The 21127-nt window shown below is 61.0% G+C and carries 17 protein-coding genes; 6 read left to right on the forward strand and 11 right to left on the reverse strand.

Features of this window, described 5'->3' with window-relative positions:
• The first annotated feature begins 2 nt into the window (after positions 1–2).
• The 4 genes from BLU48_RS18370 (at position 3) to BLU48_RS18385 (ending at position 7035) form a co-directional block, all read left to right on the forward strand.
• The gene (locus tag BLU48_RS18370; protein WP_057021971.1) at positions 3–3164 is read left to right on the forward strand and encodes an efflux RND transporter permease subunit; all 3162 of its coding nucleotides are present in this window, start codon (positions 3–5) and stop codon (positions 3162–3164) included.
• Positions 3161–4618, forward strand: a complete 1458-nt coding sequence (adeC, locus tag BLU48_RS18375; RefSeq protein ID WP_057021970.1) for an AdeC/AdeK/OprM family multidrug efflux complex outer membrane factor — start codon at positions 3161–3163, stop codon at positions 4616–4618. The genes BLU48_RS18370 and adeC overlap by 4 nt, the downstream gene beginning before the upstream one ends.
• A 183-nt stretch (positions 4619–4801) precedes the next feature.
• Positions 4802–6052 carry an OprD family porin gene (locus BLU48_RS18380; protein ID WP_057021969.1) on the forward strand — a complete coding sequence of 417 codons (1251 nt, stop codon included), beginning with the start codon at positions 4802–4804 and terminating at the stop codon, positions 6050–6052.
• 83 nt (positions 6053–6135) lie between these two features.
• A complete protein-coding gene (locus BLU48_RS18385; protein ID WP_057021968.1) occupies positions 6136–7035 on the forward strand; it encodes a polysaccharide deacetylase family protein in 900 nt (299 codons plus the stop codon).
• A 799-nt stretch (positions 7036–7834) separates the two neighbouring features.
• Here BLU48_RS18385 and pcaC read toward each other — a convergent pair.
• From pcaC to pcaR, 11 genes are all read right to left on the reverse strand, one after another.
• Positions 7835–8230, reverse strand: coding sequence for a 4-carboxymuconolactone decarboxylase (pcaC, locus tag BLU48_RS18395; RefSeq protein WP_057022235.1), 396 nt, complete (start codon positions 8228–8230; stop codon positions 7835–7837).
• A 10-nt stretch (positions 8231–8240) separates the two neighbouring features.
• Positions 8241–9032, reverse strand: a complete 792-nt coding sequence (gene pcaD, locus BLU48_RS18400; RefSeq protein WP_057021967.1) for a 3-oxoadipate enol-lactonase — start codon at positions 9030–9032, stop codon at positions 8241–8243.
• 10 nt (positions 9033–9042) lie between these two features.
• Positions 9043–10407 carry a 3-carboxy-cis,cis-muconate cycloisomerase gene (locus BLU48_RS18405; RefSeq protein WP_057021966.1) on the reverse strand — a complete coding sequence of 455 codons (1365 nt, stop codon included), beginning with the start codon at positions 10405–10407 and terminating at the stop codon, positions 9043–9045.
• A gap of 10 nt (positions 10408–10417) precedes the next feature.
• A complete protein-coding gene (locus BLU48_RS18410) occupies positions 10418–11713 on the reverse strand; it encodes an MFS family transporter (RefSeq protein WP_046071353.1) in 1296 nt (431 codons plus the stop codon).
• Between the two features lie 197 nt (positions 11714–11910).
• Positions 11911–12477, reverse strand: coding sequence for a protocatechuate 3,4-dioxygenase subunit alpha (gene pcaG, locus BLU48_RS18415; RefSeq protein ID WP_057021965.1), 567 nt, complete (start codon positions 12475–12477; stop codon positions 11911–11913).
• A 1-nt stretch (position 12478) separates the two neighbouring features.
• Positions 12479–13183: a protocatechuate 3,4-dioxygenase subunit beta gene (gene pcaH, locus BLU48_RS18420; protein ID WP_057021964.1), complete on the reverse strand. Its 705-nt coding sequence runs from the start codon at positions 13181–13183 to the stop codon at positions 12479–12481.
• Positions 13184–13197: 14 nt separating this feature from the next.
• Positions 13198–14403, reverse strand: coding sequence for a 3-oxoadipyl-CoA thiolase (gene pcaF / locus BLU48_RS18425; RefSeq protein WP_172833444.1), 1206 nt, complete (start codon positions 14401–14403; stop codon positions 13198–13200).
• Complete coding sequence (locus BLU48_RS18430; RefSeq protein ID WP_057021962.1) at positions 14400–15179, reverse strand: CoA-transferase subunit beta; 780 nt, start codon at positions 15177–15179, stop codon at positions 14400–14402. The genes pcaF and BLU48_RS18430 overlap by 4 nt, the downstream gene beginning before the upstream one ends.
• The gene (locus tag BLU48_RS18435) at positions 15179–16036 is read right to left on the reverse strand and encodes a CoA transferase subunit A (RefSeq protein WP_046071349.1); all 858 of its coding nucleotides are present in this window, start codon (positions 16034–16036) and stop codon (positions 15179–15181) included. The genes BLU48_RS18430 and BLU48_RS18435 overlap by 1 nt, the downstream gene beginning before the upstream one ends.
• Positions 16037–16223: 187 nt before the next feature.
• Positions 16224–17564 carry a 4-hydroxybenzoate transporter PcaK gene (gene pcaK, locus BLU48_RS18445; RefSeq protein WP_057021961.1) on the reverse strand — a complete coding sequence of 447 codons (1341 nt, stop codon included), beginning with the start codon at positions 17562–17564 and terminating at the stop codon, positions 16224–16226.
• A 145-nt stretch (positions 17565–17709) separates the two neighbouring features.
• Entirely contained in the window at positions 17710–18552 is an 843-nt protein-coding gene (gene pcaR / locus BLU48_RS18450) for a pca regulon transcriptional regulator PcaR (protein WP_057021960.1), read from the reverse strand.
• Between the two features lie 563 nt (positions 18553–19115).
• On the opposite strand from pcaR, the gene BLU48_RS18455 reads away from it, so the two are divergent.
• Positions 19116–19316: a hypothetical protein gene (locus BLU48_RS18455; protein ID WP_003189295.1), complete on the forward strand. Its 201-nt coding sequence runs from the start codon at positions 19116–19118 to the stop codon at positions 19314–19316.
• 332 nt (positions 19317–19648) lie between these two features.
• Positions 19649–21124, forward strand: coding sequence for an inorganic phosphate transporter (locus BLU48_RS18460; protein WP_046071347.1), 1476 nt, complete (start codon positions 19649–19651; stop codon positions 21122–21124).
• The last annotated feature ends 3 nt before the right edge of the window (positions 21125–21127 follow it).

Below are 21127 nucleotides of genomic sequence, written 5' to 3' on the forward strand. Positions count from 1 at the left end.
CCATGTCGAAATTTTTTATCGACCGTCCCATTTTTGCCTGGGTAATTGCCCTGGTGATCATGCTGGTCGGGGCACTGTCGATCCTGAAGTTGCCCATCAACCAATACCCGGCCATTGCGCCAACGGCCATTGATATCCAGGTGACCTACCCAGGCGCGTCCGCACAAACCGTGCAAGACACCGTGGTTCAGGTCATCGAGCAACAGCTCAACGGTATCGACAACCTGCGTTATGTCGCCTCGGACAGTAACTCCGACGGCAGCATGACCATCACCGCGACGTTCAACCAGGGTACCAACCCGGATATCGCCCAGGTCCAGGTGCAGAACAAGCTGAACCTGGCCACCCCGCTGCTGCCGCAAGAAGTGCAGCAACAGGGTATCCGCGTGACCAAGTCGGTGAAGAACTTCCTGATGGTGATCGGTCTGGTGTCGGAAGACGGCAGCATGACCAAGGACGACTTGTCCAACTACATCGTGTCCAACATCCAGGACCCGATTTCCCGTACCTCGGGCGTGGGTGACTTCCAGGTCTTCGGTTCGCAGTACGCCATGCGTATCTGGCTCGACCCTGCCAAGCTGAACAACTACCAGCTCACCCCGGTGGATGTCAGCAACGCCATCAAGGCGCAGAACGTGCAGGTGGCCACCGGCCAACTGGGCGGCCTGCCTGCCCTGCCCGGTACCCAGCTGAACGCTACCATCATCGGCAAGACGCGCCTGCAAAGCGCTGAAGAGTTCGCCAAGATCCTGATGAAGGTGAATACCGACGGCTCCCAGGTTCGCCTGGGTGACGTCGCGCGTATCGAGCTGGGCGGCCAGAACTACAGCATCAGTGCGCAGTTCAACGGCAAGCCGGCCTCGGGTATGGCCATCAAGCTGGCGGCGGGTGCCAACGCACTGGACACCGGCAAGGCCATCCGCGAAACAGTAAAGTCCCTGGAACCGTTCTTCCCGCCGGGCATGAAGGCGGTGGTGCCGTATGACACCACCCCGGTGGTGACCGAATCGATCTCCGGTGTGGTTCACACCCTGGTCGAAGCGATCGTGCTGGTGTTCCTGGTGATGTTCCTGTTCCTGCAGAACTTCCGCGCCACCATCATCACCACCATGACCGTACCGGTGGTATTGCTGGGTACCTTCGGGATCCTGGCCGCGTGCGGCTTCACCATCAACACCCTGACCATGTTCGGCATGATCCTGGCCATCGGCTTGCTGGTGGACGATGCCATCGTGGTCGTGGAAAACGTCGAACGGGTAATGGCCGAGGAACATCTGTCGCCCAAAGAAGCGACGATCAAGTCCATGGGCCAGATCCAGGGCGCCCTGGTGGGCATTGCTTTGGTACTGTCGGCGGTACTGCTGCCGATGGCGTTCTTCGGTGGTTCCACCGGGGTGATCTACCGCCAGTTCTCCATCACCATTGTTTCGGCGATGGCGTTGTCGGTCATGGTTGCCCTGATCTTCACCCCGGCCTTGTGCGCCACTATGCTCAAGCCGATCGATCCGGAAAAGCACGGCCAACCCAAGCGCGGCTTCTTCGGCTGGTTCAACCGCACCTTCGACAGCGGCGTACTCAAGTACGAGCGCGGCGTGGGCGGCATGATCAAGCACAAGATCCCGGCATTCCTGGTGTATGTGCTGATCCTGGCCGGCATGATCTGGATGTTCACCCGTATTCCGAGCGCGTTCCTGCCTGAGGAAGACCAGGGCGTGATCTTTGCCCAGGTGCAGACACCGGTCGGTTCTTCGGCTGAACGTACGCAGAAAGTCATCGATGACATGCGGGCCTTCCTGCTGCATGACAAGGAAGGCGAGCCAGGCGAAGGCAAGTCTGTGAACTCGGTGTTTACCGTAAACGGCTTCAACTTCGCCGGCCGTGGCCAGAGCTCGGGCCTCGCGTTTGTGATGCTCAAGCCGTGGGATGAACGTGACTCGACCCAATCGGTATTCGAAGTCGCCAAGCGGGCCCAGGGTTATTTCTTCGGAGCCTTCAAGGACGCAATGGTATTCGCCATCGTGCCACCTTCGGTTCTTGAATTGGGTAACGCCACTGGTTTCGACGTGTTCCTGCAAGACCAGGGTGGCGTCGGCCACGACAAGCTGATGGCTGCACGTAACCAGTTCCTCGGTGCGGCGGCGCAAAGCAAGGTACTGGCAGGCGTACGTCCAAACGGCGTGAACGATGAACCACAGTACGAGCTGACCGTCGACGACGAGAAAGCCAGCGCCCAGGGCATCAGCCTCGCCGATATCCAGCAGACCCTGGCCATTGCCCTGGGTGGCAGCTACATCAACGACTTCATCGACCGTGGTCGTGTGAAGAAGGTGTATGTGCAAGGTGACGCTGCCAGCCGTATGGCACCGGAAGACCTGGACAAATGGTACGTGCGCAGCGACTCCGGGAAGATGGTGCCGTTGTCGGCCATCTCGTCGGGCAAGTGGATCTTCGGTTCGCCGAAGCTCTCGCGATACAACGGTGTAGCGGCGATGGAAATCCTCGGTACCCCGGCGCCGGGCTACAGTACCGGTGACGCGATGGCGGAAGTCGAACGCATTGCCAAGGAACTGCCGGCCGGCATCGGCTACTCCTGGACAGGCCTGTCGTATGAAGAACGCCTGTCCGGCTCCCAGGCACCTGCGCTGTACGCACTGTCGCTGCTGGTTGTATTCCTTTGCCTGGCGGCACTGTACGAAAGCTGGTCGATCCCGATTGCGGTGATTCTGGTGGTGCCACTGGGTGTGATCGGTGCGCTGATCGCTACCAGTATGCGTGGCTTGTCCAACGACGTGTTCTTCCAAGTGGGCTTGTTGGTGACGGTGGGCCTGGCGGCGAAAAACGCCATCCTGATCGTGGAATTCGCCAAGGAGCTGCATGAGCAAGGCAAAGGCATCGTCGAGGCGGCGATCGAAGCTTCGCGGATGCGTCTGCGCCCGATCATCATGACGTCCATGGCGTTCGTGCTCGGCGTACTGCCGCTGGCGATTTCCAGTGGCGCAGGCTCAGGGAGCCAACATGCAATCGGTACCGGCGTAATCGGCGGTATGATCACCGCCACCGTGCTGGCGATCTTCTGGGTGCCACTGTTCTATGCAACCGTGTCCTCGGCTGGCGAACGCAAAAAGAAAGTCATTACTGAAACTCCTAAAGAGGCTGGCCAATGAGCAAGTCGCTACTTTCCCTAGCCGTCACGGCATTCGTGCTCAGTGGCTGCTCGCTGATACCCGACTATCAGCGCCCCGATGCGCCGGTGGCCGCGCAGTTCCCGCAGGGGCCGGCGTATTCGTCGGCCCAGGCGCCGGGCCAGGCCGCTGCCGAGCAAGGCTGGAAGCAGTTTTTCCATGACCCTGCCCTGCAACAGCTGATCCAGACCGCGTTGGTGAACAACCGTGACCTGCGTGTCGCGGCCTTGAACATCGACGCTTATGCGGCGCAGTACCAGATCCAGCGTGCCGACCTGTTCCCGGCCGTGTCGGCCACCGGCAGCGGCAGCCGCCAGCGCACCCCGGCCAAGCTGTCGCAGACCGGCGAAGCAGGCATCAGCAGCCAATACTCTGCCGGCCTCGGGATCAGCTCCTACGAGCTGGACCTGTTCGGTCGCGTACGCAGCCTGAGTGAAGAAGCGCTGCAAAAATACTTCGCCACTGAGGAGGCGCGGCGCAGCACCCAGATCAGCCTGGTGGCCAGCGTGGCGAATGCCTACCTGACCTGGCAGGCCGACAAGGAACTGCTCAAGCTGACCCAGGACACCCTCGGTGCTTTCGAGCAGAGCTTCAAGCTCACCTCGCGCAGCAACGAAGTCGGCGTGGCCTCGGCGCTGGACCTCAGCCAGGCACGCACCTCGGTGGAAAACGCCCGGGTCCAACTGGCCCGGTATACCCGCCAAGTGGCTCAGGACGAAAACAACCTGACCCTGCTGCTGGGCACCGGCCTGCCGGCGAATATCGCCAGCAAGCCGCTGTCGGATAACCTGCTCAGCGAAGTGCCTGCCGGGTTGCCATCGGACCTGCTGCAACGTCGTCCCGACATTGTGCAGGCCGAGTACAACCTCAAGGCGGCCAACGCCAATATCGGCGCGGCCCGTGCTGCGTTTTTCCCGAGCATCAGCCTGACCGCCAGCGCCGGCACCGCCAGCCCTACCCTGGGCGGCCTGTTCAAAGGCGGCTCGGGCACTTGGGCGTTCGCCCCGCAGATCAACATCCCGATCTTCAATGCCGGTAGCCTGCGCGCAAGCCTGGACTACTCGAAGATCCAGAAAGAGATCAACGTGGCCAACTATGAGAAGGCGATCCAGACAGGCTTCCAGGAAGTTTCCGACGGCCTTGCGGCACGGGCGACCTACAAGCAGCAACTGGACGCCCAACGTGGCTTCGTCGAGGCTAACCAGGACTACTACCGCCTGGCCGAGCGTCGCTACCGCATTGGTGTCGACAGCAACCTGACCTTCCTCGACGCCCAGCGCCAGCTGTTCAGTGCCCAGCAATCGCTGATCACCGACCGCCTTGCGCAGCTGACCAGCGAGGTCAACCTGTACAAGGCCCTCGGCGGTGGCTGGAACGAACAGACCGCGCAGAACGAGCCATTGAAAGAAGAAGCACCGCCCTTGAAGCTGTTCTGATAGTGCAGGTGTAAAAAAACCGCTTCCCTCACCGGAAGCGGTTTTTTTATGCCTGGATTATTACCCCGCCAACTTGCGTTCGATCATCGCCCACAACCTACCCTGCCCCGATTGAATCGCCCCCACACCGCCGCGCACCATGGCCGCCACCTGCATAACCCCAATAACAACAGGTCCGACACCATGAGCACTTTCCAACCGCGTCAGCTGTTGCTGGCGACCGCTGTCGCCAGCCTTGCCCTTCCCGCTATCGCCGAAGAACACGGTTTTCTCGAAGACGCCAGCGCCAATCTCAACCTGCGTAATTTCTTCTTCAACCGCAATTACACCAACCCGACCAAGGCCCAGGGCGGTGCGCAGGAATGGACGCAGAGTTTCATCCTCGACGCCAAGTCGGGCTTCACCCAGGGCACCGTGGGTTTTGGTGTGGATGTACTCGGCTTGTACTCGCTCAAGCTCGATGGCGGACGCGGCACGGGCGGCACCCAGTTGCTGCCGCTGGACCATGATGGCCGGCCGGCGGACGAATTCGGACGCCTGGGCGTGGCCTTCAAGGCGCGGTTTTCCGAGACCGAACTCAAGATAGGCGAATGGATGCCAGTGTTGCCGATCCTGCGTTCGGATGACGGCCGCTCCCTGCCGCAGACCCTGCGCGGTGGGCAGATCACCTCGAAGGAAATCGACGGCCTGACCCTGTATGGCGGCCAGTTCCGCGCCAACAGCCCGCGTGATGACGGCAGCATGAGCGACATGTCGATGTTCGGTAAAGCTGCATTTACTTCCGACCGTTTCAACTTCCAGGGTGCCGAATATGCGTTCAACGACAAGCGCACCCAGGTCGGCGTATGGAACGCCCAGCTCAAGGACATCTACAGTCAGCAATTCATCAACCTGATCCACAGCCAGCCCGTCGGCAACTGGACCCTCGGCGCCAACCTCGGGTTCTTCTACGGCAAGGACGACGGCAGCGCCCGCGCAGGCAGCCTGGACAACAAAACCTGGTCCGGCCTGTTCTCCGCCAGGTACGGCGGCAACACCTTCTACGTCGGCCTGCAAACACTCACCGGCAACAGCGCCTGGATGCGCGTCAATGGCACCAGTGGCGGCACCCTCGCCAATGACAGCTATAACTCGAGTTACGACAACGCCGAGGAAAAATCCTGGCAAGTGCGCCACGACTACAACTTCGCCGCTCTCGGCATACCCGGCTTGACGCTGATGAACCGTTATATCAGCGGCAGCAACGTGCACACCGGCACCATCAGCGACGGCAAGGAATGGGGCCGTGAAAGTGAAGTCGGCTATACGGTGCAGAGCGGCGCACTGAAGAATTTCAATGTGCGCTGGCGCAATTCGAGCATGCGCCGGGACTACAGCAACAATGAGTTCGACGAAAACCGGTTGATCGTCAGCTACCCGATAAGTCTGCTGTAAACCGGCGCCAGACTTAAGGTATGGTGCGCGCCTGCCGCTGCTGATCCCCTTTGACAGCGGCCCCTATCGAGCCTGCGCCCCTCATGAGATCCCTTGCCACAGCAAGCGCATTGTTGGCCATGGCCCTGAGCCTGAGCGGCTGCATCGGCGCACCTGTTGCCCTGACGCCGGCAAGCCAGCAACGCTTGCAAACCCAGGCACCGATCCGCTTCCTGCTGACCTTCGATGACGGCCCCAGCGCCTCGGGCTACAACAACCCGAGCCGCTCAGTGGTTGCCGACCTGGCGCACAACCCAGTGCTGCCGGGCATCAAGGCGGTGTTCTTCCTGCAGACCGAAGCAGCCCGCTCCGGCGGCAGTTCCCGGGGGCGCAAGACCATGGAGCGCGAATACGCCGCCGGCCATATCCTGGCATTCCATACGGCAACGGCGTTTCACACCAACCACCGCTGGCTGAACGATGCCGAACTGGAACGCACCCTGACCGAAGGTGCCGCCGATATCGCCAGCATCACCGGCACGCCTCCGGTGCTGGTACGCCCGCCCTTCTGGAACTACGACAAACGCACCTTCGCCGCCTACCAGCGGCATGGCATGCAGGTGTTGCTGACGGACCTGAGCGCCAACGACGGCAAGATCTGGGGTTTTAATGGCAGTCCGCGCCGACGGGCCAATTTGTACCGGCAGTTGTCACTGGTACGTGAACGCATTGCCTTGGGCGAATTACCGACGGTGGACGGCGTGATCCCCGTGGTGGTGACCTTCCACGATATCAACCGCTACACCGCACGACATATGCAGGAGTACTTGCAGATCCTCATGGACAGCGCGCAAATCAACGGTTTGAACATCGCTGTCGAGCCTTTCTACACCGACACTACCCAGCTTCAACAGGCGGCGCTGGCACGTACGGTGAAGGTCGTAAGCGACCCCGTGCACTTGCCAGGCGTATGGAATTGGGTGTGGGATGCCGATTCACGCTGATCTCTGCATCTTGCCCCACCACTCGGCAACTCGCCTAGGCTCGGTGTGCCCTCACTCCGGCTTGAACCCGTGGGCCGCCGTCATGGGCCATCCTTGGCCCAGGACGGCTAACCCGGCGTCCTGCCGGGTTACCCACGGCTTCAAGCCTGCTTTCGGCCAGCGTGGTTTAACGGGGCGCTTGAGATCGAGATCAAAAGCGACTCGCTACGCATCGTAGATACGTTGGCGGCGCTTCTGCTTTTCTGTGGGAGCGGGCTTGCCCGCGAAAAACTGGAGGGCGCCGCGTTCATCCTGATTTCCTGCGCCATCGTTAACGACCATCGCGGGCAAGCCCGCTCCCACAGGGGTACGCGCAAGCTTCAACGATCAGGTCGGCTCTAAGGCCGCCTCGCTGTGCTTTTGATTTTGATCTTAGGCGCCCCGTTAAACCACGCTGGCCGGAATTCGACAGGGATTTGGGGGGTAAACCGGCAGGGATGCCGGTTTAGCCGCCCCGCGCCATGGAGGGCGCGTGGCGGCGGCCCCCCAAATCAATGTCGGATTACGGGCACACCGAGCCTGGGCGAGGTGCCGAGTGGTGGGGCAAGAGCGTTTTGCTCACTTTTGCGCTTTTCAAAAGTGAGCCGCTGTAAGAGCGGAACCTATAGTGGCCGTTACCTAAACAACGGATATGTACCCAGGACGAAAACCAACATCCTCGGCTGTCAGGCCGCCACGGGAGCAAGCTCCCTGGTTTGCTGCGCGACAGCGTCACATCGAAGATGTGGTGGCGACTCCCACAGGTTGACCCTATTTCAATTCAGGTTTCTCGGGACTCAACGCCCAATTCATCCCACACCGACTCAGCCAGGTGAAAGGTTGCATTCGCCGCCGGAATCCCGCAGTAAATCGCACTCTGCATCAGCACTTCCTTGATCTCGGCGCGGGTCACCCCATTGCTGGCAGCGGCGCGCAGGTGCAATTTCAGTTCTTCACTGCGGTTCATGCCGATCAGCATCGCAATAGTGATCAGGCTGCGGGTATGCCGAGGCAGTCCGGGGCGCGTCCAGATATCACCCCAGGCGTGGCGGGTGATCATTTCCTGGAACTCGCTGTTGAACTCGGTCAGGGCATCGAGACTGCGATCGACATGGGAATCGCCCAGTACTTCGCGGCGCACTTGCAGGCCGTCGGCGTAACGTTGTTTCTCGTCCACAAAAAGCACCTCAGCGGGCCAGCAGGAATTCAATCACCCGGTCGCTGAATGCAGCGCCGGCTTGCACATTGGACAGGTGCGCCGCATAGAACTCGGCGTATTCGGCGCCGCGCACATGGCTCTGGATAAAGTGGCCGCCGGCGGGCGGCGTCACGGCGTCTTCAGTGCCGGCAATCACCAGGGTCGGCACCTTGATCGACGACAATTGCTCACGAAAATCTGCATCGCGCACCGCACCGCAGTTAGCGGCATACCCCTTGGGCGAAGTAGCCGCGAGCATATCGGTGATCTGCTTGGCCTGGTGCGGATTGGCGGCAGCAAAATCCGCTGTGAACCAGCGCGCAATCGAGGCATCACGCAAGGCGACCATCGCGGCTGCGCCATCGCGCAGGACCATTTCAATGCGTGGGTTCCAGGTGTCCGGCGTGCCGATCTTGGCGGCGGTATTGCATACCACCAGGCGTTGCAGGCGTTCGCCGGCGTGAATGCCCAGCCATTGGCCGATCAACCCGCCCATGGACAGGCCACAAAAATGCGCACGCTGGATACCCAGCGCATCCAGCAGGGCGATAACATCTCGGCCCAGTTGCTCGATGCTGTACGGTCCTTCGGTCACCAGTGATTTGCCATGGCCACGGGTGTCGTAGCGCAACACGCGAAAATGCTCGGTGAACGCCGGGATCTGGATGTCCCACATATGCAAGTCGGTGCCCAGGGAGTTGGACAGCACCAGCACCGGTGCGCCCTCGGGCCCCTCCAATTGGTAATGCAGTTCGCCCTCGGCGAGTTGTACAAAAGCCACAGCAGTCTCCTCAGGCAGTCAAGGCAAAGTGTTCGGTCACTGCACGGGTGACCCAAGTGTGCGCCTGGCCCAGGTAATGGGCCGGGTCGAGCAAGCGATCCAGTTCAGCCGCGGATAGCTCGGCGGTCACTTGCGGTTCATCCGCCAATACTTCACGCAAGTGGCGCCGCTCGGTCACGGCGCGTTTGCAGCACTGCTCCAGCAGATGGTGGGCGGTGTCGCGGCCCAGGCGCTGGGCAAGCACGATGCTGACAGCTTCGGCTAGCAGCAGGCCCTGGGTCAGGTCGAGGTTCTGCGCCATGCGCTCGGGGTCGACCTCCAGCCCTTCGCAGACCAGCAGTGCCTGTTGCAAGGCGCCGGACACCAACCGGCAAATCTCGGGCAGGGTTTCCCATTCGGCATGCCACAGGCCCAGGCTGCGTTCGTGCTCCTGGGGCATGGCGCTGTACATCGTTGCCACCAGGCCCGGTACGCGGGTGGCGGCGCTGATCAATACCGCGGCGCCCACCGGGTTGCGCTTGTGGGGCATGGTCGACGACCCACCCTTGCCCGGCGCCGCAGGTTCAAACACCTCCGCCGCTTCCGTTTGCATCAACAGGCTGATATCGCGACCCAGCTTGCCGAGGCTGCCGGCGATCAGGCCGAGCACGCTGGCAAATTCCACCAGGCGATCACGTTGGGTATGCCAGGGTTGTTCGGGCAAGCCCAGCTGCAATTCAGCGGCCAAGGCTTCAGCGATAGGCATGGCGTCTTCGCCGAGCGCAGCCAAGGTGCCGGACGCACCGCCAAATTGCAGCACCAACAGGCGCGGTTTCAACTCTGCAAGGCGCTGGCGACTGCGCGTCACGGCGCCCAGCCAACCAGCGATTTTCATGCCCAGGGTGACCGGTGTCGCGTGTTGCAACCAAGTACGCCCGGCCAATGGCACGGCGGCGTAACGCTGGGCCTGGGCAGCCAGCACATCGCCCAGGCGCGCCAGGTCCGCCTCGATCAACCCCAGTGCCTGGCGCAACTGCAGCACCAGGCCAGTGTCCATCACGTCCTGGCTGGTCGCGCCCAGATGCACATAGCGCTCGGCGCCGGGATCTTCACTGGCAATCAGCTTGCCCAGTGCCTTGACCAACGGAATCGCCGAGTTGCCTGCCGTGGCAATCGCCACGCCGAGGGCGTCCACGTCGTAGAGCGAAGCCAGGCAAGCCTGGGCAATCGGCGCCACGGCGGCCTGCGGAATCAACCCGACCTGGGCCTCAGCCCGGGCCAGCGCGGCCTCGAAATCCAGCATGCCCTGCAGGCGTCCCTGGTCGCAGAACACTTCCGCCATGCTGCCGGCGGTGAAGTAAGCGTCGAACAGTTGATTGCTCGTGCGCAGCGTCATAACTCGTCCCTTATAGATCGTGATGCAGGTAAGCCGCCTGTTTCGGCAAGCGCAAGCTGAACAGGAAGGCCACCGCCATCATCGCAGTGACGTACCAATAAAAGGTGTTTTCCATGCCGATGGATTTCAAGCTCAGCGCGACCACTTCCGCGGAACCACCAAACACCGCGTTCGCCACGGCATAGGCCAGGCCCACACCCAAGGCACGTACCTGGGGCGGGAACATCTCGGCTTTGACCAGGCCGCTGATGGAGGTGTAGAAGCTGACAATCGCCAACGCCAAGGTAATCAACACAAAGGCCAGGAACGGGCTGGTCACGGTTTTCAGGGTCAGCAGGATCGGCACGGTGAACAGGGTGCCAAGGCCGGCGAACCAGAGCATGGAATTACGCCGGCCGATCTTGTCGGCCAGCATGCCGAACAGTGGCTGCATGCACATATACAGGAACAGCGCACCGGTCATGATGTAGCTGGACGTCTTGGCGTGCATACCCACGGTGTTCACCAGGTACTTCTGCATGTAGGTGGTGAACGTATAGAAAATCAGCGAGCCACCGGCGGTGTAGCCAAGCACGGTGATGAAGGCTTTGCCGTGATCGCGAAACAGCGCGACGATACTGCCGGCGTCCTTGTCTTCGCGCATTTCCTTGCTGGTGGTTTCCTTCAGGGTGCGCCGCAACAGCAGGGAGATCACCGCAGCAATAGCGCCGATCACGAACGGAATGCGCCAGCCCCAGGCGCGCAGTTCTTCTTCGGTGAGGATTTGTTGCAGGATCACCACCACCAATACCGCCAGCAACTGGCCGCCGATCAGGGTCACGTATTGGAACGAGGCAAAGAAACCGCGCTGGCCTTTGAGCGCGACTTCACTCATGTAAGTCGCCGTGGTGCCGTATTCGCCCCCCACCGACAAACCCTGGAACAGCCGCGCCACCAACAGCAACGCAGGGGCCCAGGCACCGATGTCGTTATAGGTGGGCAGGAAGGCGATGACCAGGGAACCGGCGCACATCATCAGCACCGAGATCATCATCGAGTTCTTGCGCCCGTGCTTGTCGGCCACCCGGCCAAACAGCCAGCCGCCAATGGGCCGCATCAGGAACCCGGCGGCGAACACACCGGCGGTGTTGAGCAGCTGCACCGTGGGATCGTCGGAGGGGAAAAACGCCGGGGCGAAATAAATCGCGCAGAAGGCGTAGACGTAGAAGTCGAACCATTCGACAAGGTTGCCGGATGAGGCACCGACAATCGCAAAAATCCGTTTGCTGCGTTCTTCTCCGGTGTAGTGGCTGGTTGTTGTTGTCATGTTTTTTCACTCAGTGGGAACGGTTATAGCCTAGACATACTTTGCAACAACCATGTTCCGCAAGCAGACTTTTGGGTATGCAGTGACTGTAAGGGCCTCATCGGGGGCAAGCCCCCTCCCACACTGACCGAGTAGAGTTCAGACAACTCGGTCAAATGTGGGAGGGGGCTTGCCCCCGATGGGGCCCTACAGCCAACTCAGTAATCGAAGAACACCGTTTCCTTGTCTGTCCCCTGCAAAATCACATTCCACTGATGCACACCCTGCGCGTCCGCCTTGGCAATCAAGGTACCGCGACGCTCTGCTGGCACACATGCCAACAGCGGGTCATCGCCATTGAGCGCCTCGCCGTCAAAATAAATCCGCGTCAGCAAGTGCTTCACCAGCCCCCGGGCAAACACCAGTACCACCAGATGCGGCGCCTGGGTCGTGCCTTTCAATCCCGGCACGCTGCCTGGCTTGATGGTGGTAAAGCGAAAGCGCCCTTCGGCATCCACCGGCACCCGGCCGAAGCCTTCGAAGTTGGGGTCAAGCGCCTTGTCCTGCTCATCCTCAGGGTGGTCGTATTTGCCGGCGGCATTGGCCTGCCAGACTTCCAGCATGGCGTCGTTGACGACATCGCCGTTGCCGTCCAGCACTTGCCCGCTGATCGCCACGCGTTCGCCGAGGGTCTCGGCGACGGTCAGGTCTTCGCGATTCAGCCAGGTCAGGCCGATGTGGTAATACGGCCCGACGGTGTGGGACGTGGTTGCGTAGAGTGTCATCTCATTTCTCCATCGGCGTGGCGTCGCGGCCGCGCAGGACGATGTCCCAGCGGTAACCGAGGGCGTAGGACGGAATGGTTTTTTCCAGGTCGAAACGCGCGATCAGGCGTTCCTTGGCGCGGGTATCCGGCACGCAGTTGTAGATCGGGTCATATTCCAGCAGCGGGTCGCCAGGGAAATACATTTGCGTTACCAACCGCGTCAGCACACTGGGGCCGAACAGCGAAAAGTGGATATGCGCCGGGCGCCAGGCGTTGTGGTGGTTGCCCCACGGGTAGGCACCGGGCTTGATGGTCTGGAATTGGTACCAGCCATCGGCGTCGGTGACAGTACGCCCGGTACCGGTGAAGTTCGGGTCCAGCGGCGCGTCGTGCAGGTCGCGCTTGTGGTTGTAGCGACCGGCGGCGTTGGCCTGCCAGATCTCCACAAGGATGCCCGGCACCGGCAAACCGTTCTCATCGAGTACCCGGCCGTGAATGATGATGCGCTCGCCTTGGGGCTCGCCTTCATGCTGGGCCGTCAGGTCGTTGTCCTTGTCATTGATACGCTCGGCGCCGATGGTCGGGCCGGTGATTTCCGACAAGGAATGGGGCAGGAACACCAATGGCTGGGACGGCGAACGCAGGTTCGTCGACTGGTAGGCCGGGTGCAGGTAATCAGGTTGGGTACCCGCGTGCGGGCGCCGGTAACCGGGCTTGTCACTCATGGAGCAATCCTCTCTTATTGGACGCGTTCAATCGCCAGGGCCAGCCCTTGGCCGACACCCACGCACATGGTCGCCAGGCCTTTGCTGCCGCCGGTTTTTTCCAATTGGTGCAGGGCCGTCAGGACCAGTCGCGCACCGCTCATGCCCAGGGGGTGGCCGAGGGCGATCGCGCCACCGTTCGGGTTGACCTGGGGGGCATCGTCGGCAAGCCCCAGTTCGCGCAGCACCGCCAGACCTTGGCTGGCGAAGGCTTCGTTGAGTTCGATCACGTCAAAGTCAGTGACCGCCAACCCCAGGCGTTCCACCAGCTTGCGCACCGCCGGCACCGGGCCGATGCCCATCACGCGCGGGGCGACACCGGCACTGGCCATGCCCAGTACGCGGGCGCGGGCAGTGAGACCGTGTTTCTTTACCGCTTCGGCAGACGCGAGGATCAATGCCGCAGCGCCGTCGTTCACGCCCGAAGCGTTGCCGGCAGTGACGGTCTTGTCCGGACCGTTGACTGGCTTGAGCTTGGCCAGGGCTTCCAGGCTGGTGTCCCGTGGGTGCTCATCGTGCTCCACCACAGTTTCACCTTTTTTATGGGCGACCCGCACCGGCACGATCTCCTCGGCGAAAAAGCCGGCGGCTTGTGCGGCGACGGTGCGCTGCTGGCTGCGCAGGGCGAAAGCGTCCTGGTCGGCGCGGGAAACCTGATAATCGTCGGCGACATTGTCGGCGGTCTGCGGCATGGCATCCACACCGTACTGGGCCTTCATCAGCGGGTTGATAAAGCGCCAGCCGATGGTGGTGTCCTCCAGCTTCATGTTGCGCGAAAACGCCGCATCAGCCTTGCCCATCACGAATGGAGCACGGGACATCGACTCGACGCCACCAGCAATCGCCAGCTCCATTTCGCCGCTGGCGATGGCGCGAAAGGCCGTGCCGATGGCATCCATGCCCGAGGCGCACAGACGGTTGAGGGTCACGCCCGGAACGCTTTCCGGCAGCCCCGCCAGTAACAGTGCCATGCGCGCCACGTTGCGGTTGTCTTCGCCGGCCTGGTTGGCGCAGCCGAGGAACACCTCGTCCACTGCGTTCCAGTCCACCGAGGGGTTGCGCTCGATCAGCGCCTTGATCGGCAGCGCCGCCAGGTCATCGGCGCGTACAGTCGACAAGCCGCCACCAAAACGGCCGATAGGTGTGCGAATGGCATCGCAGATAAATACGTCGCGCATCAGGCTTCTCCCGGCGCTTGACCGTGGGCCGCGGCGGTGCGTGCTTCGAGATCACGCAGGGCGGTCAGTTCTGTCTCGGTGGGCTCAGCAGTGACGCTGACCTGATCGGCAAAGCGAATCGCCCAGCCGGTGGCGGCCACTACCTGTTCACGGGTCACGCCGGGATGCAGCGCGGTAACCACGAATTCATGGCTGCCCTCCTCCGGCTCCATGATGCACAGGTCGGTAATGATGCCTACGGGTCCTGCGCCGGGCAGGCCAAGACGCTTGCGTGAGTCGCCGCCTTCGCCGTGTCCGACAGAGGTGATGAAGTCCAGCTTGTCGACAAACGAACGGGACGACTGCTTAAGGATGATCAGCACGCTCTTGGCCGAACCTGCGATCTCCGGCGCGCCACCGGCACCGGGCAAACGCACCTTGGGCTGGTGATAGTCACCGACCACGGTGGTGTTGATATTGCCGAACCGATCAACCTGGGCCGCGCCGAGAAAGCCCACATCAATGCGCCCGCCCTGCAGCCAATAGCGAAAGATCTCACCGGTGGGCACCACGGTGTCGGCGGTCTCCGCCAACTCGCCATCGCCGATGGACAGCGGCAGCACGCTGGGCTTGGCCCCAATCGGGCCGGACTCGTAGATCAGCACCACGTCGGGCGATGAAGTCAGGCGCGCCAGGTTGGCGGCCTTGGACGGCAGACCGATGCCGACGAAGCACACCGAGCCGTTCTGCAAGCGGCGTGCAGCGGCGACGGTCATCATTTCATTGGTGGAGTAAGCCATTACTTGGCCTCCTGCGCGGTGGCCAGCTTGGCCCGGAATTCATTGAAATCGGCGGTGCCGTGGATGTATTCGTCGATCCAGGCGGTAAAGGTTTCACGGTCGCGGGCAATCGGGTCCCACGCCTGGTAGAAACGGTTATCGCGCTCGTTGTAGCCGTGGGCGTAGGAGGGATGTGCACCTCCGGGTACGAGGCATACCGCCGTCAGCGCCCAGGTCGGCAACACGCAGCTGTTCATCGGTGCATTCAGGTCATCGACGATTTCTTCGACGGTGACGATGCAGCGCTTGGCCGCCAGGGCCGCTTCCTTCTGCACGCCGAGAATGCCCCAGAGCAGCACGTTGCCCTTGCGATCGGCTTTCTGTGCGTGGATCACGGTGATGTCCGGACGTACCGACGGTACCGCCGCCAGCACTTCACCAGTAAACGGGCAGGTGACGGTCTTGATCAGTGGGTTGACCTTGGGCAAGTCAGAACCGGCGTAGGCACGCAGCACCGCGAACGGTAGGCCCGATGCCCCGGCGACGTAGGCATTGGCCAGGTCGGCGTGGCTGTGTTCTTCAATCTCCAGAGGCTGCGGCCATTGCTTCTCGACCGCGTCGCGCAGGCGATGCAGGGAGCCCACACCCGGGTTGCCACCCCAGGAAAAAATCAACTTGCGCGCACAGCCGGCACCGATCAACTGGTCGTAGATCAGGTCAGGGGTCATACGTACAAGTGTCAGGTCTTTTTTGCCTTGACGAATGATTTCATGACCTGCGGCCGTGGGGATCAGGTGGGTAAAGCCTTCGAGGGCGACGGTATCGCCGTCGTTCACGAAGCGCTTGACCGCATCACGCAGGGTGAGGATTTCAGCCATGGGGTTGGGCTCCCGCTGTTGATCAAAAAAGGCGCTGAGGGGGCGCCGAAGTGCTTGAAGGTTAAGCCGGGGATAGGGGCCAAACAATCCGATAATCGACTCAGTGTTCGATAAACGAACAGATTGTTACCTAGCTAACCTTCAAATGTGGGAGGGGCAAGCCCCCCACATTTGATCCCCGCCAGGCTTAGGTGGCGTCGGCATGGCTGACCATGCCCTTGATCACCACCGCAGCCGTGGCCAACGCCGCCGGGATCACCAGTGCCGTAAGCACCTGCTCGAAATTCCAACCCAGGCCCAGCAAGGTGGCGCCCATCCATGCGCCCAGAATTGCGCCGAAGCGGCCAATGCCAAGCATCCACGACACACCGGTGGCACGCCCCTGGGTTGGGTAGAACCGTGCGGCCAGGGACGGCATCGCCGATTGCGCACCGTTGACGCACACCCCGGCGATCAGTACGAGGGTCGCCAGTAGCGTGATATTGCCCAGGCTCTGCCCGACCGCGTAGGCAAACACTCCGGCCAACAGATAGAAGGTACCGATCACTTTGTGCGGGTTGAACCGGTCCATCGCCCAGCCCACGCCCACTGCACTCAACACCCCGCCAAACTGGAACATCGCGCCGATAAACGCGGCCTGTTCCATGCTGGCGCCGCTGTCGCGCATCAACGTGGGCAGCCAACTGGTCAGCAGGTACACAATCACCAGGCCCATGAAGTAAGTGAGCCACAACAGCAAGGTGCCGGCGCTGTAGGTGCCCGAGAAGATCACCGCGAACACATTGCGGGCCTTGACGGTTTTTTGCTCCGGCACGCAGAAAGCGCTGGCTTGGGCCACGATGCCGGGCTCGATGGGTGCAAGGGTTTTGCGCACCTTGTCGGTGCCGCGATTGCGTACCACCAGGTAACGCGCCGATTCCGGCAACCACACCAACAGCACCAGCGCCAGGATCAATGGCAGGATGCCGCCAATCAGCAACAGGCTGTGCCAGCCGAACGCAGGAATCAGTTTGGCCGAAATAAACCCACCGCCAGCCATGCCCAGGTTGAAGCCGCAGAACATGCTGGTCACCAGCAACGACTTATGACGCTCGGGGGTATATTCGGAGAGCAAGGTAGTGGCATTCGGCATGCCGGCGCCCAGACCCAGCCCGGTGAGAAAGCGCAGCACCAGCAACTGATCGACATTACTGCTGTAGGCCGACGCCAAGCTGAACGCTCCAAACACCACCACCGCGCCCACCAACACGACTTTACGACCAAAGCGGTCGGCGAGCGGGCCGGAACCCAGTGCGCCGAACACCATGCCGATCAACGCGGCGCTCATCACCGGGCCGAGGCTGGCGCGATCGATGCCCCAGTCCTGGGACAGTGCCGGTGCGATAAAGCCCATGGCCGCCGTATCGAGGCCGTCAAGAAAGACAATCAGGAAACATAGAATGACCACGCGCCACTGATAGCGTGACAGTGGCTGGGTATTGATGAAGGACTGCACGTCCAGGGTGGTACCGACAGAAGGCTGATTCATTATTTTTATTCCACACCGATGGCGGGCTGACGACCTCAGGTCATCATTAATATTGGGCAGCTCCTCAGAGCGCTGCCGCACATTAATAAGCCAGGGGAAACACCGTCAATCGAGCTAACCGGGATTTGTGCGGTCACCGAACAGCTTAGGCAAACAACTGCGCACTCAACTCGCGGCTGGCGCTGAGCATGCTCGGCAAAAAGCGCTGTTCCAACTCACTGCGGCTGACCCGCCCGGCATGGGTGCTGACATTGAGCGCGGCCAGTACCTGGCCAGATGCGTCATACACAGGTACCGCAATAGAACGCAGGCCTTGCTCCAGTTCCTGATCGACCACGCACCAGCCTTGCTGACGCACCTGCTGCAGGCATTCGAACAGGGCCTCAGGCGTGGTCAAGGTACGGCTGGTCTTGGTTTGCAGGTCGGCATGCTGGAGATACTCCTGCAACGAAGCATCGTCGAGGGCAGCCAACAGGATGCGGCCCATGGACGTGCAATACGCCGGCAAGCGCCCACCCACCGACAAATCAACCGAAATCAGCCGCTGGGTAGTGGCCGAGCGGGCGATATAGAGGATGTCGTCGCCTTCGAGAGTGGCCATGTTGCAGGCTTCATGCAGCTGCTCGCTCATGCGGTCCAGATAGGGTTGGGCCGACACGGCCAACGGTGTGGACGACAGATAGGCATGACCGAGGGTCAGGACCTTGGGCAGTAACGAGTAAGTGCGCCCATCCGTGGTGGCGTAGCCAAGCTTGATCAAGGTATGCAGGCAGCGACGCACGGCGGCCCGAGGGATTTCGGTGCGATGGCTGATCTGGGCGATGGTCAGGTGCCGCTTGCGCTCCTGGAACGCCTGCACCACGGCCAGGCCACGGGCCAGGGAGGTCATGAAATCTGGATCACCCGTGAAAGCCTGGATGCGCTTGGCTGGTGATGCCACGATCGGCGGCGCCACTGATGCAAAGGAGTTGCGCAATTGATCGTTCATTTCAGGGGTCCTTTCTCTTGTTTTCACCACGGGAGGGTTGGCCGCCATTACAAGCCTTGCCGGTCGAGATGCACAAGACAGCGCCGGCAACATTGGGCGATTATCGGACGATCATGCGATTATCGCAATTTGGTCAGCACTGGCGCGAACCCTGTGGCCAACGTCTCAGATTTGCCTGATAAACCCGAAAAATGTGGGCGTTTACCCTGCCATTTAGAATGAACGTAGAAATCAGCATGACGGGGTTCACACATACTGGCACCCGCATGTAATAAAACCCTCACACAGCGTTGACGCTTTTTAACTTCGTAGTGATAGTGTTATTCAAATACGCCGCTATAATGCAACCTGTGCAGAGGTCAGCCCGGTATCACTATCGGAATTGGAGCTCGCCAGGCGCTGCGGCATGTATGCAGCGACGGTCACAATACCCGCTTAAAAGAACTGCCCTCAGGTCTGCATTCCAAGTTGAACAGTTCGACTGTTCAACCTGAAACCATCCGAGGACGACTTTCAGGCATGACACTGTGCGATCAATAAACTTAACTCAATTAGGTAACACTGTGACGAAAGATGAACTGCGCGCGGAACTTGAGCGCCAGGAGCAACGTTACAAGGACGTCTACGGCGGGGAAGTCACCACCTACGCCGCGCAACCTGAGCCAGAACGCAAGCCATGGCGCAAGCGAGCCAGCCTGCTCGACCAAGCCTTTGCCCAGGAAATCCAAAAGATAGAACAGGAACTCAAGACTGAAGAGCCATAAGCACTTGCGTTCGAGCTTCCAGGGTCTGCTGTCTCTGCCGGTCCACCACTGGCAGAGGGCTCCATGGGGCAATGTCCGTCGGTCAGTAACCTACAGCCGCCAACGAAATTTCATACAAATGTTTCAGGCATGACATTTTCATGACCAACGCCGGTCTTTTCCGGCCTGAGCTTTATAAATCAAAGACTTGCCAAAGCCCCGAAAACCCTGGGATGCGTCCATCCTGGCGCGGTTTTTTCAATGAAGATTGTTACCGATGAGCAGCTAATGCATCGATTACCGATGTTTTCTGGCATAATCGCGCCCCCTTACGACCGGGTCAGAAAACCTTCATGATCGATTTATTCAGCGGACTGGATGCTTGGGTTCTAGTGAGCCTGTTGCTCGCCCTGGCCTTTGTCCTCGCCTTCGAGTTCATCAATGGCTTTCATGACACCGCTAACGCGGTGGCCACAGTCATCTATACCAAAGCCATGCCGCCACACCTGGCCGTATTCTTCTCCGGGGTGTTCAATTTCCTCGGCGTATTGCTCGGGGGTGTCGGAGTCGCCTACGCCATCGTGCATTTGCTGCCGGTGGAGTTGCTGATCAATGTGAATACCGGCCACGGCTTGGCGATGGTCTTCTCTTTATTGGCTGCGGCGATCACCTGGAACCTGGGCACTTGGTACTTCGGTATCCCCGCCTCCAGCTCCCACACCCTGATCGGCTCGATCCTCGGTGTCGGCCTGGCCAATGCCCTGATCAACGACATCCCCCTGGCTGACGGCGTGAACTGGCAAAAAGCCGTGGATATCGGCGCGTCCCTGGTGTTCTCGCCGATGGCCGGCTTCCTGGTCGCAGCCCTGGTGCTGATCGGCCTGAAGTGGTGGCGCCCGCTGTCGAAGATGCACAAGACTCCGGACCAGCGCCGCAAGCTCGACGACAAGAAACACCCGCCGTTCTGGAACCGCCTGGTCCTGGTGATTTCGGCCATGGCTGTCAGCTTCGTACACGGCTCCAACGACGGCCAGAAAGGTATCGGCCTGATCATGCTGGTGCTGATCGGTATCGTGCCGGCGCAGTTCGTCCTTGACCTGGGCAGCACTACCTACCAGATCGAGCGTACCCGCGACGCGACCCTGCACCTGAACCAGTTCTACCAGCGTAACCACGAGACCCTGGGCGAGTTCCTGGCCCTGGGCAAAAGCGTGAAGGATGACCTGCCGGGCAAGTTCCGCTGCAACCCGCAGCAGACCGAACCGACGATCAACGCGCTGCTGGGCACCTTGAAAGGCGTTTCGGACTACCACTCGCTGACTGCCGACCACCGCATTGAAGTACGTCGCTACCTGCTCTGCCTGGACGACACCGCGAAGAAAGTCGGCAAGCTGCCAGGCCTGGATTCCCGTGAGAAGTCCGACCTCGACAAGCTGCGCAAAGACCTGACCGCTACTACCGAGTACGCCCCATTCTGGGTGATCCTCGCGGTCGCACTGGCCCTGGGCCTGGGCACCATGGTGGGTTGGAAGCGCGTGGTACTGACCATCGGCGAGAAGATCGGCAAGCAGGGCATGACCTATGCCCAGGGCATGTCGGCCCAGATCACCACCGCCACCATGATCGGCTTCGCCAATATCTTCGCCCTGCCGGTGTCCACCACCCACGTGCTGTCTTCAGGCGTCGCGGGCACCATGGTCGCCAACAAGAGCGGCCTGCAAGGCGGCACCGTCAAGACCATCCTGATGGCCTGGATATTGACCCTGCCGGCGACCGTTGGCCTCTCGGCCGGGTTGTTCTGGCTGGCGTCCAAGGCATTGGGCAACTGATAG

Origin of the sequence: Pseudomonas synxantha (assembly GCF_900105675.1) — a bacterium.
GTDB lineage: Bacteria > Pseudomonadota > Gammaproteobacteria > Pseudomonadales > Pseudomonadaceae > Aquipseudomonas > Aquipseudomonas synxantha.